15 protein-coding genes are annotated in these 17,058 nt (G+C 49.7%); 7 read left to right on the top strand and 8 right to left on the bottom strand.

Annotated elements, in window-relative coordinates:
• The 4 genes from pstC to AC0YNZ_RS15280 all read right to left on the bottom strand — a co-directional run bounded on the left by pstC (position 1) and on the right by AC0YNZ_RS15280 (position 5,718).
• Entirely contained in the window at positions 1–864 is an 864-nt protein-coding gene (gene pstC, locus AC0YNZ_RS15295; protein ID WP_475827590.1) for a phosphate ABC transporter permease subunit PstC, read from the bottom strand.
• Positions 865–1,054: 190 nt separating this feature from the next.
• Positions 1,055–2,050, bottom strand: a complete 996-nt coding sequence (locus AC0YNZ_RS15290; RefSeq protein ID WP_475827425.1) for a PstS family phosphate ABC transporter substrate-binding protein — start codon at positions 2,048–2,050, stop codon at positions 1,055–1,057.
• A 103-nt stretch (positions 2,051–2,153) separates the two neighbouring features.
• Positions 2,154–3,410 carry a methyl-accepting chemotaxis protein gene (locus tag AC0YNZ_RS15285; protein ID WP_475827424.1) on the bottom strand — a complete coding sequence of 419 codons (1,257 nt, stop codon included), beginning with the start codon at positions 3,408–3,410 and terminating at the stop codon, positions 2,154–2,156.
• Positions 3,411–3,648: 238 nt separating this feature from the next.
• Positions 3,649–5,718 (bottom strand): beta-galactosidase, encoded by a 2,070-nt coding sequence (locus tag AC0YNZ_RS15280; protein WP_475827423.1) that lies wholly within the window; start codon positions 5,716–5,718, stop codon positions 3,649–3,651.
• A 52-nt stretch (positions 5,719–5,770) separates the two neighbouring features.
• Here AC0YNZ_RS15280 and AC0YNZ_RS15275 point away from each other — a divergent pair, with 52 nt between their 5' ends.
• The 5 genes from AC0YNZ_RS15275 to AC0YNZ_RS15255 are packed head-to-tail and all read left to right on the top strand — an operon-like array spanning position 5,771 to position 10,152.
• Positions 5,771–6,688 carry an AraC family transcriptional regulator gene (locus AC0YNZ_RS15275; protein WP_475827422.1) on the top strand — a complete coding sequence of 306 codons (918 nt, stop codon included), beginning with the start codon at positions 5,771–5,773 and terminating at the stop codon, positions 6,686–6,688.
• A gap of 36 nt (positions 6,689–6,724) precedes the next feature.
• Positions 6,725–7,912, top strand: coding sequence for a M20 family metallopeptidase (locus tag AC0YNZ_RS15270; RefSeq protein ID WP_475827421.1), 1,188 nt, complete (start codon positions 6,725–6,727; stop codon positions 7,910–7,912).
• A gap of 34 nt (positions 7,913–7,946) precedes the next feature.
• A complete protein-coding gene (locus AC0YNZ_RS15265; protein ID WP_475827420.1) occupies positions 7,947–8,705 on the top strand; it encodes a threonine/serine exporter family protein in 759 nt (252 codons plus the stop codon).
• Between the two features lie 25 nt (positions 8,706–8,730).
• Entirely contained in the window at positions 8,731–9,159 is a 429-nt protein-coding gene (locus AC0YNZ_RS15260) for a threonine/serine exporter family protein (protein ID WP_475827589.1), read from the top strand.
• Positions 9,160–9,204: 45 nt separating this feature from the next.
• The gene (locus AC0YNZ_RS15255) at positions 9,205–10,152 is read left to right on the top strand and encodes a phosphotransferase (RefSeq protein WP_475827419.1); all 948 of its coding nucleotides are present in this window, start codon (positions 9,205–9,207) and stop codon (positions 10,150–10,152) included.
• Between the two features lie 6 nt (positions 10,153–10,158).
• Here AC0YNZ_RS15255 and AC0YNZ_RS15250 read toward each other — a convergent pair whose 3' ends face one another.
• Positions 10,159–11,010, bottom strand: a complete 852-nt coding sequence (locus AC0YNZ_RS15250) for a lipoate--protein ligase family protein (RefSeq protein WP_475827418.1) — start codon at positions 11,008–11,010, stop codon at positions 10,159–10,161.
• 157 nt (positions 11,011–11,167) lie between these two features.
• On the opposite strand from AC0YNZ_RS15250, the gene AC0YNZ_RS15245 reads away from it, so the two are divergent.
• Entirely contained in the window at positions 11,168–12,034 is an 867-nt protein-coding gene (locus tag AC0YNZ_RS15245) for an AraC family transcriptional regulator (RefSeq protein WP_475827417.1), read from the top strand.
• Positions 12,035–12,063: 29 nt separating this feature from the next.
• Here the strand turns inward: AC0YNZ_RS15245 and AC0YNZ_RS15240 are convergent, their stop codons facing one another.
• The 3 genes from AC0YNZ_RS15240 to AC0YNZ_RS15230 form a co-directional block, all read right to left on the bottom strand.
• Positions 12,064–12,786 (bottom strand): response regulator transcription factor, encoded by a 723-nt coding sequence (locus tag AC0YNZ_RS15240; RefSeq protein ID WP_110772400.1) that lies wholly within the window; start codon positions 12,784–12,786, stop codon positions 12,064–12,066.
• Between the two features lie 109 nt (positions 12,787–12,895).
• Positions 12,896–14,671 carry a two-component system histidine kinase PnpS gene (gene pnpS, locus AC0YNZ_RS15235; protein WP_475827416.1) on the bottom strand — a complete coding sequence of 592 codons (1,776 nt, stop codon included), beginning with the start codon at positions 14,669–14,671 and terminating at the stop codon, positions 12,896–12,898.
• A 66-nt stretch (positions 14,672–14,737) separates the two neighbouring features.
• On the bottom strand, positions 14,738–15,715 hold the full coding sequence (locus AC0YNZ_RS15230; RefSeq protein ID WP_475827415.1) for a bile acid:sodium symporter family protein: 978 nt from the start codon (positions 15,713–15,715) through the stop codon (positions 14,738–14,740).
• 118 nt (positions 15,716–15,833) lie between these two features.
• Between AC0YNZ_RS15230 and AC0YNZ_RS15225 the strand changes: the two genes are divergently transcribed.
• Positions 15,834–16,979 (top strand): YfbR-like 5'-deoxynucleotidase, encoded by a 1,146-nt coding sequence (locus AC0YNZ_RS15225; protein ID WP_475827414.1) that lies wholly within the window; start codon positions 15,834–15,836, stop codon positions 16,977–16,979.
• Positions 16,980–17,058 lie beyond the last annotated feature (79 nt).

Below are 17,058 nucleotides of genomic sequence, written 5' to 3'. Positions count from 1 at the left end.
TTAGTACTCCTCTCTGAATTTTCTTGCGATATACTGGGCAAGAATATTGAGCAGGAACGTAATGAGGAACAACGTCATGCCGACCGCGAAGATCGATCCATACTCAACCGTTCCGTGCGGCGTATCTCCGAGGCTGACCTGAACGATATAAGCGGTCATCGTCTGGATACTATCGAGCGGATTTGCGGTCATATTAGGCGTGGAGCCTGCAGCGACCGTAACGATCATCGTCTCGCCGATCGCGCGGGAGAAGGCAAGCACGGCCGAAGCCACGATACCTGAGAAAGCGGCGGGTACGACAATTTTCAAAGCGACCTCGAATCTTGTAGCGCCAAGCGCGTAAGCGCCGTCGCGCAAGCTGCGCGGCACTGACGACATGGCGTCCTCGCTTAACGAGCTAACCATCGGAATAATCATGATGCCGACAACGATACCGGCGCTCAGCGCATTAAACACGCCGGCGCTGTGGAAAATGCTTTGAATAAGCGGCGTTACAAGACTAAGCGCAAAATAGCCATATACAATTGTAGGTACTCCCGCAAGAACTTCCAAAATCGGTTTAACAATTTTGCGGACACGCTTTGGCGCATATTCCGATAAGTAAATGGCGCTTGCCAAACCGAGAGGAATGGCGACTAAACAGGCGATAAGCGTAATCATAAGCGTGCCTGACAAGAGCGGCAGAACACCGAAGCTTTTGGGCGGGATTAGCGGCGACCATTTGGTCCCAAACATGAAATCAAAAAGCGGTATTTTTTGAAAAAACTGATAGGTTTCTGAGATGAGCGTTACGACAATGCCTATTGTTGTTAGAACGGAAACGGAAGCACATAGAAACAATAGGATTGGCATCAATTTATTCATGATGCTTACGCGTTTATTTTTGAAATCATAAATTTCCTTACTTGTTGTTTGAGCCTTAATAATCGTTTGTAACCCTTCCCTTGGCATTACGGCGTCCTCCTTCTTGCCTTTACAATTCGTTAACATATAAGCCGTGAAAAATGTGATGTCCCTCGAGACACCACATTTTTTCATCCAGCAATTTAACTGCTTATTGGATTTTTGCCGCTTCCGTTACGTACTTCTCATCTGGAAGTGCAACATACCCGACTTCGCCAGCTAATGGTCCAATGTTGTTAATGTAGTATTTCACGAATTCTTTAACTTCCGGACGCTCAAGCTCTTTGTTGTTTGCATAGATGAAGAGCGGACGGGACAATGGAGCGTACGTGCCGTCTTTGATCGTGTCATGAGATGGTGTGATAGCGCCTTTTCCGCCGTCAATTGGAACGACCTTCAATTTATCTTGGTTTTCTTCAAAGTAAGCAAAGCCGAAGTATCCAATGCCGTATTTGCTGCCGGATACGCCTTGAACAAGTGCGTTGTCATCTTCCGAGAAGCTAATTGCTTTATCGTTGCGAATGCCTGCTTTATCAAGGATTGCTTCGTTAAAGTAATCGTAAGTTCCGGAATCAGCGCCTGGCGAGAACATAACGATTGGCTCAGCAGGGAATGAATCGCGAACGTCTTTCCAAGTTGTTACCGTGCTGCCCGTTACGAAAATTTTATTCAGCTCTTCAACCGTCAAGTGATCGATGAAGTCATTGTCTTTGCTAACGACTACGGACAAACCGTCAAATGCTACAGTAAGCTCTGTATACTCGATGCCTGCTGTTTTACAAGCTGCCGCTTCTTCGTCTTTGATTGGACGGGAAGCATCCGAGATTGCAATTTCGCCTGCGCAAAATTGTTTAAAGCCGCCGCCTGTACCGGATACGCCGACAGGTACGCGTACGTCACTGTGCTCTTTAGTAAATTCTTCAGCTGCAGCCTCAGTCAGCGGGAACACTGTGCTTGAACCGTCGATTTTAATTTCGCCTGACAATTTCGCAGCATCCTCAGCAGGAGCGTTTGTAGCGGTGTTAGCGCCTGTATTTTCCGAACCTTTATTTCCACCGTTTGTATTATTGCCGCATGCAGCCGCGAATGCGAGCAGCACCACCATCGATAACATCAAGATCCCCTTAAAGCCCTTTTTCTTTAACAACTCTACCACTCCTCTTTTCATATCTACTTGGGGTGTTGTCCCCCGTGCCTCTTATACTACTAGCCGTTTGTAAATCGGGTATTCTGTTTTTGTAAACTCCATGTTAAAAGTAGGACTTCTGCAATTTCTTCATTTCACCGGATACGTGAATCGATTGCTGATGCGCCTGCTCGGATAAAGAGCCGATCTGCTTCGCGCTATTCCGGTTGTCCGCTGCTGCACGGAACAGCCGGTTAAATGCTTCCACCGCTTCATTGACATGCGCTTCGCTTGCCGTTGTTTCGGAGCGGCCCGCATGCGCGAGTGCAGTCGTTTGCGAGATTGCATCGACGATCGTTCTTGTTAAGGTTGTAATTTCATTCGCAAATTGCTTCGTTTGACTGGCTAGCTTCATGACTTCGCCCGCCACTACCGCAAAGCCGCGGCCATGTTCCCCTGCGCGAGCTGCTTCTATAGAAGCATTTAAAGCGAGCAAGTTGCTCTGCTCCGCCAGCTCCTTGATTAATAAAGATACTTTGCTGATAGAGCCCGCTTCCGCCTGCAGCTCATTCATCCGTTTTTCCTGCAGCTGCGAGTTTGTCACGATAGCATCAAATGCCTTCGTTACTTTATCAAGCTCGTTTTTCCCGGTAAGCGTCAAATCTACCATCTCTACCGATAAGGATTCGCCCTGTGCTGTCGACTCGCGAACGCTGCTAACCGCCTGCTCGATTTCATTCACGCGCTGTTCCGCCGAGCGAATCGTGCTCATTTGGGCGTCAATCGCTTCCTGCTGCAGCATTCTGGACAGCTTGAGCATATCGGAAATAGTCAAAATGCCGGCGAGTTTGTTGTTTAACGTGACGATGACACAATCGTAGAGGACGCTGTCGTGTCGGCTTAATGCGCTATCAATGAGCTGCTGCGGCGCATAATCATAATCCACAAGTAACGGGTTTGCATCCATCAGCTTCATGATTGGCTTATCATCATACAAATCCGCGCTGAAGCGATGCCCCAGCTTCAAGAAAAAACGGTTCCGCATCATCAGACCGATAGGAACTCCTTGATCAGTCGTCACAATGACGCATTCGCATTCCGGATGCTTCTTAAACACCGCAATCGTCTCCCGGCATGTTTGTTCACCGGTAATAGTCGGTGCCTGACGCAAAAAATCCTTTAGACGCACAGACTGACCAGCTCGAGGCTGTGCTCTTTTTGCGGAAGGCTGCGCCGCCTCTTGACCTGCAGCTTGTCCTGCTTCTGCCTTTGTTTTGCCAACCTGCGTTAAATCTTCTCCGTTAAACGGTGCGTTCGGACCAGTGCTTTCAATTTGCTCTTTTACCGAGCGTTTTAGTTTCTCCAGAACAATCGCTGTCAATCACCCTCACCCTTCCTGCTTTTTCCTCTTCCAATCACTATAGGTCGGAAGCATCAAGCGGAATCCGCAGAAATGTTTTCGGAATGTTAAATTCGACATTATTTTTTTATTATTCGGTAAAGACAAGTAAACTTCCGGACTTACGGCCGAGGCTATCCATCCTAATTAAACACAAAAAAACTGTGCGCAGCGTACAGAAATCTCGTACGTTACACACAGCTTATTTAGGATTATCAGCCTATTTCGATTCGCGTTTCAAAATACGGCAGCTATAAGCAGCCAAATCTAAACTTGCGCCAATATCTCCGCCCGTTAACAAATCAGTATAGCTGCGTCCGTCCAGCTCAACAGCGGCTTCATTCGCACTGAAGTTGGATACGAATACATAATCGCTCATGCCGTCAGTCCGCAATTGTGCAGTAACGCCATGCGGCAGCTCCGAATCAAGCACGCGCTTGATGCCCTCCTGCTTAATAATACCGGTCAGCAGATCGTTCGTAAAAGCGGACTCATTGCGGGATGCAATGTAATAGGCTTTGCCCTTGCCAAATCGGTTAACCGTTAATGCCGGACGGCCGGCGTAGAAATCTTCTCCGTATACCGCAAGCGCCTCCGCGCCCTCAAGATGGATAAGATCGCATAGCTCACGTGCTGTATACTCGCCGCTTAGTCCAAGCGTATTCCCTTCCGTTATGACAACGCGGTTCGAATCATGATCATGCAATGAATCGATTTCCTCGGACCAAATGCCAAGCGTCTTGCGAAGCGGTCCCGGGAAGCCGGTCAGGAAGCATAGGTCGTTCTCGTCAACGATGCCGCTCCAATAAGTGGTCACCAAGATGCCTCCATTTTCAACGAAACGTTCAATGCGCTCGCCGACACCAGGGCGAACCATATACAGCATAGGCGCAACGAGCAGCTTGTATTGATCAAAATCGCATTCCGAGTCAATAATATCGACAGGCACGCCGAGATCCCATAACGGACGATAATGGCGCTTCGCCGTTTCTTCATAATGCAGACCGCCATTACGGGGACCTTGCGAATCCTTAACAGCCCAGCGATTCTCCCAATCATAAATAAGCGCAGCCTCCGGCTTCACCGTCGTGCCCACGACCTCGGACAGCTTCGCAAGCGCAGCGCCCAGATCCGCAACGTCACGGAATACGCGCGTGTTCTCATGGCCGACATGATCAACGACTGCACCATGAAGCTTCTCGCTCGAGCCGCGGCTCTTGCGCCACTGGAAATATTGCACCGTATCGGAGCCATGCGCGACCGCTTGCAGGGAGGATAGCATATGCATGCCCGGGCGCTTCAGCTTGCTGACCTGCTGCCAGTTCGTCATACTTGGCGTGCTTTCCATCAGCATGAACGGCTTGCCGCCGCCTAGCGAACGGAATACGTCATGGTTAAAGCCGATCCAAGCGGCAAGCTCGCTGTCGTCTCCGCCATTGTCATGCCATGTCGGGTAAGCATCCCACGAAATCATGTCAAGCAGATCGGTAAATTTCCAATAATTAAGCGGCTCGAAATCGAGCATGAAGTTCGTCGTAATCGGAAGCTCGCTATTCGCAGCGCGCAACGGTTCGATTTCGTGACGGCAGAAATCTACCGTCTGATCGGTTACGAATCTTCTCCAGTCTACGTTCTGACCGTGAACGGCCTTCTCGCCGCGTTCAGTAGGAGACTCGACTTGGCTCCAATCGGTATACGTATGGCTCCAGAACGTCATCCACCAAGCATCGTTCAGCGCCTCGATGGTACCGTATTTATTTTTCAACCAGCCGCGGAAAGCCTCTTCGCAGTACGAGCAGTGGCACTCGCCGCTGTATTCGTTCGAAATATGCCAGCCGATGACGGCAGGATGATTAGAATAACGTTCAGCCAGCTTCGTGTTCATAATCGTTACCTTCTCGCGGTAAACCGGGGAAGTGAAGCAATGATTGTGGCGCGCGCCATGCAAATTGCGGATGCCGTTTGGAGCTACGCGCAGCACTTCGGGATATTTTTGAGACATCCATACCGGACGCGCTCCGCTTGGGGTAGCGAGCAAAGCATAAATGCCGTTAGCAGCAAATTTATCAAGCAGCGTGTCTAACCATTCGAACGTAAATACGCCTTCCTCAGGCTCTATGGCCATCCATGCAAAAATACCGACCGACATGACATTGCAATGCGCAAGCTTCATGAGCCGGATATCTTCCTCCAGCACTTCAGGATATTTCTGCCATTGATCCGGGTTATAGTCTGCACCATGCAGCATTTGCGGTATTTTTCCGCTTATCGGGGGAAATTTCAAACTCATCTCAGCAGCCTCCAGTTTCATCTTGATTGTAGCCATTATTGGGTATACTATAATGATATTCATATTATATATCGTTCATCCAACCAACAAAATAATAGTATTTTCGCATCACTTTAAAAATATGAAACTGGAGGCTGCTGCTATCGATACGATGGTTTTTCCGATTTTGACAGAGACGGATACGACTCTCCCGGTTTATCTCACCAGCATCGGACATTGGAGTAATCAGGAGCCGATCGACCGTCCGAACGGGTATCCCCACTTTCAATGGCTGCAGGTCATCGCTGGATCAGGCGAGCTCCACGTTGGCGATCAGAAATTGACCGTCCGTGCCGGACAAGGCTTTTGCCTTTTTCCAAACGAGCAGCATCAATACTTTCCTATTCAGGAGCCCTGGGAAGTCTTTTGGATGAGCTTTAGAGGCGATTTATCCGACAAGCTGTTCAGACAGGCCGGCATAATGCAATCCGGTGTTTATTCGACTGCCGACCATGATATGATTGTTACCCACATGAAAAACATTTTCGCGATGACGCAATCCGGCCGCTCCTTTCTCGGGCTCGAATGCTCGAAGCTGGTTTACATGTTTTTGCTCGATTTGATGAAGGTTATTCTTGTCAGCTCGCATTCAGTGGAGCAGAGCTATTTGAAGCTGCATCCCGTCCTTCAGTACATTGAAGCCCATTACAACGAGCTCGTCACGATAAAGGATCTGGCAAGCTGTATCGATGTAACGCCGCAGTATTTATGCCTGTTGTTTAAGAAGGCGCTGAAAATGAGGCCGATGGAGTATGTTAACCGGGAGCGCGTCAATCGAAGCAAAGAGCTGATGTTCCGCGAGAGCGATATCAAAATGCACGAAATCGCGCATCGCGTCGGCTTCGATTCCCCCAGCTACTTTAGCTCCGTATTCAGACGGCTAGAAGGTCTGAGTCCGGAGCAATTCAAAAAAATACACGGCATGCGGTAGGAGCCCGCTGCTTCGCAAACATTCAGGAGGTACAACATGTCCGATAAAAAACACATATTTAGCGAGATTGATCACTATGCTGAGGCGTTTCGCACAATATCACGCTCCGTCGGCAGCCGTCCGGAACTTGGCCACGAGGAGTATTTCGCATCCGGGCTGCTTTGTGCCGAGCTCGCCAAATACGGCTTCGAGATTGAACGGGGCGTTCTTGGCATCGAGACGTCCTTCATCGCCGTATTCGATTCCGGCAAGCCTGGACCGACGGTCGGCTTCTTATGCGAGTACGATGCGCTGCCGGAAATTGGACACGCTTGCGGGCATCATCTTATCTGCTCGATGAGCGTTGCCGCAGCGGTCGGCCTCAAAGCCGCTCTCCAAGACGACGGAATCGGCGGAAAAATCCGCGTTTACGGTACGCCCGCCGAGGAGACGCGCGGCGCTAAAGTGCCGATGGCCGCGGCCGGCTTATTCGATGACTGCGATTTTGCGCTAATGGCGCATCCCTACCATACCTTCGAACGCTCCGGCGAATCACTCGCGCTTGATGCGGTGCAATTCGAATTTACCGGCCTATCCGCTCATGCAGCTGCGAGCCCCTATGAAGGCATAAATGCGCTCGACGCTGTGCTCCAGCTGTTCAACAGCATCAATGCGCTGCGCCAGCAGACGCGAAGCGACGCGCGTATTCACGGCATTATCGACAATGGCGGCAAAGCGCCAAACATCATTCCCGACTATGCATCGGCCAAATTCTATGTTCGCTCTGCTTCCCGCACCTATACGAATGAGCTTACAGCCAAAGTGCTGCGCTGTGCAGAAGGCGCGGCTCTGCAGACCGGGTGTACGCTCGCGACCAACCATTTCGAGTTTTCTTATGACGAGCTCCTTACGAATGAAGCTTTGTCCGGGCAGTTCAACACGAATCTCATAGAAGCAGGCATCCGTCCGGAGCAGATTGAAATCGGCAAGGATCACGGCTCGCTTGATCTAGGAAATGTTTCCGTTCGCTGCCCGGCAATCCATCCTTTCGTAAAGGTAGTGCAGGATCGGCTGCTGCTTCATACCGAAGCGTTCCGCGATGCCGCAATGACAGATTATGCACTCGACGGCATGCTCTTTGGCGCCAAAATGCTCGCCGCTACCGCATACGACGTATTTGCGGACCCTGCTCTGCTTACCCGTATCCGCTCTGAATTCGAGCAGCAAACGAAGAACGTGCAATGACATTCACTTCGCTCGTATAAGGGGGCAGGCCAGAATGGATCAAACAAGCATGAATAACCACGAGATCACTCAAATTTGTTTATTAGCCGGTAAAATTATTTTGCAAAACGGCGGCGAAACTTACCGGGTCGAGGATACGATGGTTCGGATTGCGGCAGCTTACGGCATCGAAAACTCGCACAGCTTCGTGACGCCGACCGGCATTATTTTTGCGATCGACGGCTCATCCCAGTTGACGAGACTCATTCGGATCTCTGAACGCTCGACTAATTTGCTCAAGGTATCATTAGTAAACGATATTTCAAGAAAAATTAGTACAGGTAAGCTTTCAGTTGGAGAAGCTCACCGTCTGCTGCAAGAAATAGACACGGTTGCCTTTGTCTATCCCCCCTGGCTGAAAATAACGGCTGCAGCTGTAGCGAGCGGCTGCTTTCTCATCATGTTCCAAGGCAGCTGGCGCGACTTTATCCCTGTCCTGCTGATCGGCGGACTCGGCTTTGCTTTTCTGGTGAAGCTGCACCGGATCGTTCCGATTAAGTTTTTTGCCGAGTTTATAACCGCTTTGCTGATCGGGACGCTGTCCGTCCTGTTTGTACGCAGTGGATTCGGTTTCGATTTGGATAAGATCATCATCGGCTCGGTCATGCCCTTAGTGCCCGGCTTACATATTACGGCTGCTGTCAGGGATTTGATGGCCGGCCATCTCGTATCGGGGCTTTCGAAGGGGGCAGAAGCGTTTCTCACTGCATTCGCCATCGGCGCGGGAATTGCCGCAGTGCTCTCTTTCTACTAACCGGAATTGGAGGTGCTTCACGTTGATGATACTGGAACAGCTATTCACGAGCTTCGCAGCTTCGTCCGCCTTCGGCCTCATCTTCAACGTTCCGAAGCGTACGCTTGCGCACTGCGGAGTTGTCGGCATGATCGGCTGGCTCATTTACGTTTCTTGCACGCAGCTGGCTTTGGATACCATACCGTCGACGCTTATTGCCGCTTTTGTCGTCACCGTGATAAGCCAGTTATTTTCCAAGCTGTACAAAATGCCCATAATCGTTTTTAGCGTTTCGGGCATAATCCCGCTAGTGCCTGGCGGACTTGCGTATGACGCAATGAGAAACGTCGTGGAAGACAACTATGACATAGCGGTGCAGCTGGCCGTTAAGGCGTTCATGATTTCGGGAGCCATCGCGATCGGTCTCGTCTTCTCAGAAGTCATTAATCAGATCATACGAAAATCCGAGCGTTAATCGAAATGAAATTCATCCGGCGCAACCGGGAGAGGAGGAAACTTCATGCATCCCATCGTAAAGCCTGACGGCCGGATCGATGACAGGAAAATATGGCGGAGAGATACGCTATATAAGGGGATGAACGGCAGCTGCGTCGAGCGGATTTACGTTACGCCATCCGATACGATGATCTTCAAGCCGCTTACGAATAAGGATCAGATTGGCAGGGAGGCGTGGGTGTATGAGCATATATTAACCACCTTTCCGCCCATTTACCCAAAGCTGCTCGCTCGATCCTTATCGCTTCATTTCTCAAGCAATTGGATTTTGTTCGAGGATTTAGGTACGTTAACACATACTTTCGAAGCAGATACAGCTATTGCTTTACTTTTTTATATAGCGGAATGGCATGCATTACCGATTACTCATTTGCTCAAAGCCCCGCTTAAAGGGCCTAAGCCTTCGGCTGAAGCGATACGCGCTGAACTGCTGCTCCAAGAAAAGCAGCCGAGTAAGCTCGCAGCAGGGTGGCCAAGCATACCCGCACCTGTATTATCAGCCTTGCTCGCCCTGCTGCAGCGAGAAAGCTTTGCAGCGGACGAGCTTGTTCTTTCGCATGGAGATTTGCATCTTGGCAATTACGCCGCCGTAAACGGTCAAGTTAAAGTGCTCGACTGGGAGCATGCTCATCTGAACAGCCGATATTGGGATTTATTTCATGTTATCGATTTGTCTCATCCGATATTTCCTAAAGAAATGACGATAACGATACGCGAGCGATTGCTGGACCGTTACCTTGAGCTAAGCGGGCAGAACGGCCAGACCATGAATGCGCCTAATTTCAAACGCCGCTATTATTTATTTTCTTGCCTTCTCTCGCTGTGGATGCTGAAGCTGATCGCTAACGACATTCATATGAACAATGGCACTTGGCCAATCGACAAGCTTAAGAAGCAGCTTCAAGAGACGACCGCCAATCTCATACAATGCGCAGAATGCTTATTAGCCTGATCAGCTTTATGCCCCTTGAATCGCATACCTTGAACGCAGTACATCTGCCATCGCCAGAATCTGTTCGGAGGCCGGCATCGCCAGCCTCGCCTCCGCTTCTCTCAGGCCCGCCTCCGATTGCTGCGACCTTATTATCCGTTTGACGGCATCCGCGAAAGCCTGTCCCGCTTCCCGTCCAAGCTCCGTCAATTGCTCCAGACTAGCCGTGCTTTCATCCCTCACCAATGGATAGTTGTTTGCGCCTTCCCCATCCGCGGCTTTGTTATAGAACGAACGGACTAAGCTCGCCCGCTCCTGTCCCGCCCCCTCGGCAACGACAAAGGCTTGCACGATATAGGCATTTGCCAGACGGCGCTGCGCGATTCCGCAAAACTTATAGCCGTTTATGCTTAAATCAAAGTCGCCCGGACAATATGCGCCTTGTATTTCCCCTTTGTCGACCCGGCAGCCCGTCTCCTTCAGCGCGTGACGGATCAGCGCATACATCCGTTCAAAATCGCCATGAAAATGAATCGAGCCCGCTTTAGACTTAGGCAAAATAAGGGAAATATTGATGATTCCAAGATCAAGGGGAACCGCGGCCCCGCCAGAATTGCGTACAGCGGTAGACCAGCCCTCTGACTTCAGCAGACGCTCTGCATCAGCCGCACCAGGCAACCGGCTGTCTCTAAGGCCCATAACAAAGCCTCTTGGATGACGCCATATATGACAAATAGACGGCCCGCCCTGCCCCGTCATTTTGCAAAGCAGCTCATCCAATGCGAACGGATATAACACGTCCGGCTCAGCCAGCTCATTCATCCGATCGAGCAGCAATACATCAGCCAGTCCAAAATCGTTTATCGAATCTTTGTCCATTTGGCGTTATCCAGCCCTCTCCTGCTCATTTCTTCGAGCCCGTCCTATTCCCTATATTTTAACGCCATACGGATAAAGATGCATCCCTTGTTGCTAATATCGAGCGCTTTCACTACAATAAGGATATTGTCAACAGCACCATGGGGGAGGCAGTAAATTGGAAGCCATAAATGAAAAAGTAGCATACGAGAACCCATTGCTGTCACTGCGCATATTTCAAACGATGCGCGATCTTGATGGATTTACAAACTGGCATTATCATAAGCAGCTTGAGCTGTTGCTAATTCTTGAGGGTAATCTGGACGTTTATATAGATGAGGAATGTTACCATCTGACGACCGGGGATGTCATGCTCATCGGAGCCTCCGAGCTTCATTGCGACCGCAGCCTTAGCTTGCTGGATTATATCGTGCTTCAATTCGATCTGGAGCCTTTTTTTGATCAAAGCACAATTCCGTATATGCGTTATTTTTCGGAAACCCAAAAGCCGCTTAGCAAAGCGAATTATATTTTCCAGGAAAGCAGTGCCGTAAAGCAGCAAACCGCTTCATGCATTCAGCAGATTTTGAATGAAGCAACGCGCAAGGAAACCGGTTATGAGCTGGCAGTCAGCGTTCTCATCAAGCAAATATTGCTGCTCCTGCTCCGCCATGACAGCCGCAAGGTGCTGATCGAGCAGGATAATTTCGACCGCATTCGCCTTAAGCCTGTACTTGATTATATAGAGAATCATCTGACCGACCGGATTCAAGTCGAAGAGGTTTGCAAAATCGCCAATATGAGCTACTACTACTTCGTAAAATACTTTAAAAAGACGATTGGCTTATCGTTTACGGAATACGTGAATTACCGGAAGGTGAAGTGGGCGGAGCGGATACTGCTGACGAAGGATTTAAGCATTTCGGAGGTTGGCGAGCGGATCGGGATGCCGAATATGGCCCATTTCTATAAAATGTTTAAAAAATATAACGACTGCTCGCCGAAGCAATTCCAGCGTAAAATGCTTGTGTGGAATCGGCAGTAGCCTTATGCAGTTAAAAAAGCTCGTCCGCCCTACATTTTCGGGGTAACGAGCTTTTTTGGCATAACGAGTTTGTAGCCTACGCCGCGAATCGATTCGATTTGGACCGATTGCTGACCAAGCTCCAGCTTCTTCCTGAGCGAGCTCACATGGACGTCAACCGTACGCTGGCCGCCAATGTAATCGAAGCCCCATACGACGTTCATAAGATCATCGCGTGTAATGACCATGCCCGGGCGCTGAACAAGATAAAGCAATACTTCAAATTCCTTCGGCCTAAGCGGAATCGTATCCCCGTTTAAGATGACCTCATACTTCTCCGGATAAATCGACAGATCGCCGGCTGTAATGACCTTCTCTGTTGATTCAATCGGCTTGCTTTCGTCCAGCTGCGTCCGGCGCAGGACGGCTGATACACGCGCAAGAAGCTCAGCTACGCCAAACGGCTTCGTAATATAGTCGTCAGCGCCATGCTTCAGTCCTTGCACGACCTCTTCCTCCGCATTGCGGGCTGTCAAAATGATGACCGGTGTTCTTACGCCATTTTGGCGAAGACGGTTCAATATTTCGAAGCCGTTCATGCCTGGCAGCATAATATCGAGGATGACCAAGTCGAAATTGCGCTGCAAAGCGGTTTGCAAACCTTCACCGCCATGATCGATAACGGTCGTTTCATAGCCCTCTTGGGTCAAATTGTACGACAAGAGCCTTGCTAATGTCGGTTCATCTTCAATTACGAGCACTTTATGCGACATGTTACCTCCAGCCTGGCGGAATGGCAGCGCTTATGACGCTGCATCCGCGAATTTAAACCTTTTAAACCTAGTTTATCATGGTTTCGTGAAGAATAGGTAAATCTTTTTTCTATTGCAGGACAGGCAGCTCGATTGTGAACGTTGAGCCCACACCTACCGCGCTGGTAACCGAAATCGTTCCTTTATGCAGCTCCACCAGATGCTTTACGATGGAAAGACCAAGCCCCGTACCGCCTGAGCTCCGCGAACGCGCTTTGTCCACGCGATAAAACCTCTCAAAAATGCGGGGCAAATCCTTTTTCGGAATGCCGATGCCGGAATCGCTAATTTGAATGCGGATATAATCATCGCCTAGCCCTTCAACCTTTAGCGAGACCCGTCCTCCTTCAGGCGTATAATTAATGCCGTTCGAGAGCAAATTCATAATAATTTGCCGCAAGCGATCCTCATCCGCCTCGACATACAAGCCCGGCTCGATATTCATGCTAAGCTCGATCCTTTTGCTGGCGGCCTCCGGCTCCATCAGCTTAATCGATTTATGGGCGAATGTGTCCACCTCAACCGGAGAGAATGCGAGCGGCACGCGGCGCGATTCTATTTTGGACAGCTCCAAAATATCTCCGATCAACCGGTTGAGCCGATCGCTCTCATCGAATATAATTTGCAAGAACGAGCGGGCCGTTTCTTCGTCATTCACCGCGCCGCCAAGCAGCGTCTCCGCAAACCCCTTCACTGCCGTAATCGGCGTCTTCAGCTCATGCGATACGTTAGCGACAAACTCGCTGCGCATCCGCTCAAGCCTGCGAATGGCCGAGACATCCTGCAGCACGAGCAGCACGCCGGAAAATTCATTGCCCTCCGGGTGAATCGGCACCAAATTAAGCTCAAGCAGCCTCTCCTCCGGGAAGTAGAACGTTATTTCCTCGCGCAAATGCTCCTTGCTCTTCAGGCCCTCCTGAATCATTTGCGACAGCTCGTACTGCTGCTTCGCTTCCGCGTAATGGCGTCCGACCAGCTCACGGGCTGAGAAGCCGAGCACCTCCTCCGCACGTCTGTTCATCAGCACGATTTTTCCCCCGCGATCAATCATGACGATTCCGTTAATCATATTATCGAGTACGCTCTCAAGCTGGTTCTCGTTTTGCTGAATGCGCGACATTTGAATCTGCAGGCTGTCCGCCATCGCATTAATAGCATTGCCGAGCTCCCCGATCTCATCCTGCTTTGCTACCTTCACCCTAGCGCGGTAATCCATGTTTTTAATCCGCTTCGCAACCTTCGTAATTTGCTCCAGCGGCCGCGTTAAGCCGAGCGCGAGGCGATAGCTGATTACAGCTGCGATGAGGAAGAGCACCAGCAAACCGGCGACCATCAGCATCGTTAAATTGCGAATGCTGTCATCCACCTCTTTCAAGCTCATCGCAAGACGAATAACATCAGGCGCTTGATTAGGTACAACTTTCACGGGAATAGCCACGTACATCATATTTTGCTTCACGGTTTCACTCGCACGAATAGACCTTCCAGTGCCGGACACGAGCGCTTCCTTGACTTCTGCCCGGTCAAGATGATTGTCCATTTCCTTCGGATCCCCGTCCGAATCGCCAAGCACGACGCCGTCATTGCGTATGAACGTTACGCGGGCGCCTGTATAATGCTTAAGCTCCTTCGCCTCATTCGTATAATAATTATATAACGTTGAGACTTGGCCTGATTTCCATTCCATTTTGGCCGAAATGATTTGCATCTCGCGAACCATATTATCTTCAAGCGCGTTAATATGGTTTTCTTTAAACGTGCTAACCATAAATATTCCTGCTGCACTCACCGATAAAGCGATCATCGCGATCATAATGAGCGTCAGCCTGGTGCGAAAGCTGTTCATCCGGTTCACTCCCTGCGTTTTGTCAAGCCCACACCGCCTGCGTGTCAAGCCGCTAACATACAATTGTTATCGTACATGCGGCACTACACTTTCGCCAGCTTTGTTTTTGTTAAGTTTTTGTAAAACGTAATGGTGTACCGTAGCGAGCGGCTGCTGTATGAGAATCGATAATACGACGGGCACTGCAGCGAGCGGACTGAAATAACCGAGAGCCAGCACGATGCCGAGCGAAATGTTGCGCATCCCTGTCGCATAAGATACGGTCACCTGCTGCTCGAGATTGCGAAGCTGGGCCGTGCCGATGTAACCGAGTGCGTAGCATAGGCCGACAAGCACTACGACAAGCGGAACGAGCCGCAGCATGTCCTGCTTTAGCTGGTCCAGATGCGGCGCGATGGCCGATGCATTCAGCGAGACAACTGCAATGAAGCAAAGCTTGGAAAGCGGCGACATATAAGGCTGAACGGCATTTTGAATGCGTCCCCGGCTCATTTGATTCAGAGCGACGCCGATAATGGTAGGAAGCACAATAATAACGAGCAAATCAATAATGATGGGCCCAGCCTTCACTTCAACTGCCGATTTAAAAAACAGATGAATGCCAGCAGGCACGACAAGCGGACTAAGCGCCGAATCCAGCACCACCATGGCTAACATTAACGGAACACTGCCGCCTGACATCCCAACCCAAAGCACGGTTGAGACACCGATCGGTATAATGGTAAACAGTACGAGTCCAACTACATATGGCGAATCCGCTCCGAATATGAACGCGCCAAGGCCATAAGCAGCAAGCGGGGACAACACATGCGCGATTAAAAAGGTGAGCAGCATAACGCCCGGCCGTTTCAGCACCTCGCGCAATTGACCTAAACCGCAGCCGATAGCCATCGTCAGCGTCACATAGGCAAACAAGTAAGGAACCGATTTAATGAAAGGTTGAAGCTGTGCAGCGAATATAAATCCAAGTATTAAGGAGCCTGGAATAATAATAAACATCCATCGTTCAAAATGCCGATTAAAAGCTAAACCAAATTCACGCATCACATTTCCCTCAATTCCAATTTATACTTTCTTAAATTTATACGTAAGCTTTATAATAACATAGACACTCCTGTACATGAACGGTAACTCCCGAATTGAGGCCAGCAAAGGAGAATTTATGAAGAACGGTAAATTCACGAATACGATCATTCGCATGCAATACGTGCCCAGATGGAGTGAATACGCGCCGCGTTTCGAGGACAACGCCGCCGCCCACAGCTTCAGATGCGCCGCTTTGTCCATCATAATTGGAATCATCGAGGAGAAAGTATACAAGCAGCCGCTGGATAAATTAAAGCTGACCGCAAGATGTTTGTGGGGCGATCTGAATAACACCGGAACGGGCTCGATTAAGCATGTTACCAAAAAGGAATCGCTCGTCATGAATCATATCAGACACTTCGAGATGGAGCTAAGCAAGGAAATTGTCTCTTACCTCTCGAAGTCGCTGCAGCGGCAAGCGTTCGATTTTATCGTCAACGCGCAGGATGACACCCATATCGGCCGGTTGGTCGATGCCATCGACACACTCGATGCTTATCTTTATTGTCACCGGGAATCCCGTTACGATACAAATCCATTCTTCCATGCCAAGCATGAGGAGCTGAGGCAGGCTCTGCTTGAAACGGAGCTCGACTCGATCCGCTGGCTGCTGAACGAATACGACAAACAAGATGGCCTATATGAATTTATACAATATATTGTGAACCTGGACACGGTAAAAAGATGGAACGGCAGCTATAACCTCGTTCCGGACAATGACGCGACGCATTCCTTCCGGGTCGCTTCGCTTGCTTTGTTTAATGGTTTGCTGGAAATGGAACGCTTCGGCAACAAGAGTATCGATCTTTACATACTGCTGGCAAAAGCTGCGCTTCATGATTTGCCGGAGGCGTTGTCCGGCGATGTCGTAGCGAACTTCAAGCACAACAACCCCGACATCAAGCACGCATTCGAGCAGTATGAGAAGGAAACCGCTCTATTTATGATAAATAAGCTGCCCGGGCTTTTTCACGAGGATATGATCGCGTTCATCGCACATAGCAAGTCCGATGATTATACCGGCGAAATGGTCGATATCGCTGATAAACTGGATGCTTTAATTAAAGCAAGCCTGGAAATGCGCAACAATCCCCATTACGCGGATACTTATTATAACCAGCTTGTAAAAATCCAGCACCGGTTTGAGAATCCGTGCGTTATTTTTTTCCTTGCCTATATTTTGCATGATTTAACTTACTCGAATCTGATTGGTCAGAATTAGGCTTTTATTTAAAAAAGCGAGTGAAAATTTTATAGCCTGCCGGGTGACTTCACCCGGCAGGCTAATTTAAGTCTTGCCT

This window comes from Paenibacillus sp. J2L1-98, assembly GCF_056269405.1.
Note: the sequence above shows the minus strand (reverse complement) of the source record. Positions and strands in the feature narration are given on the sequence as shown.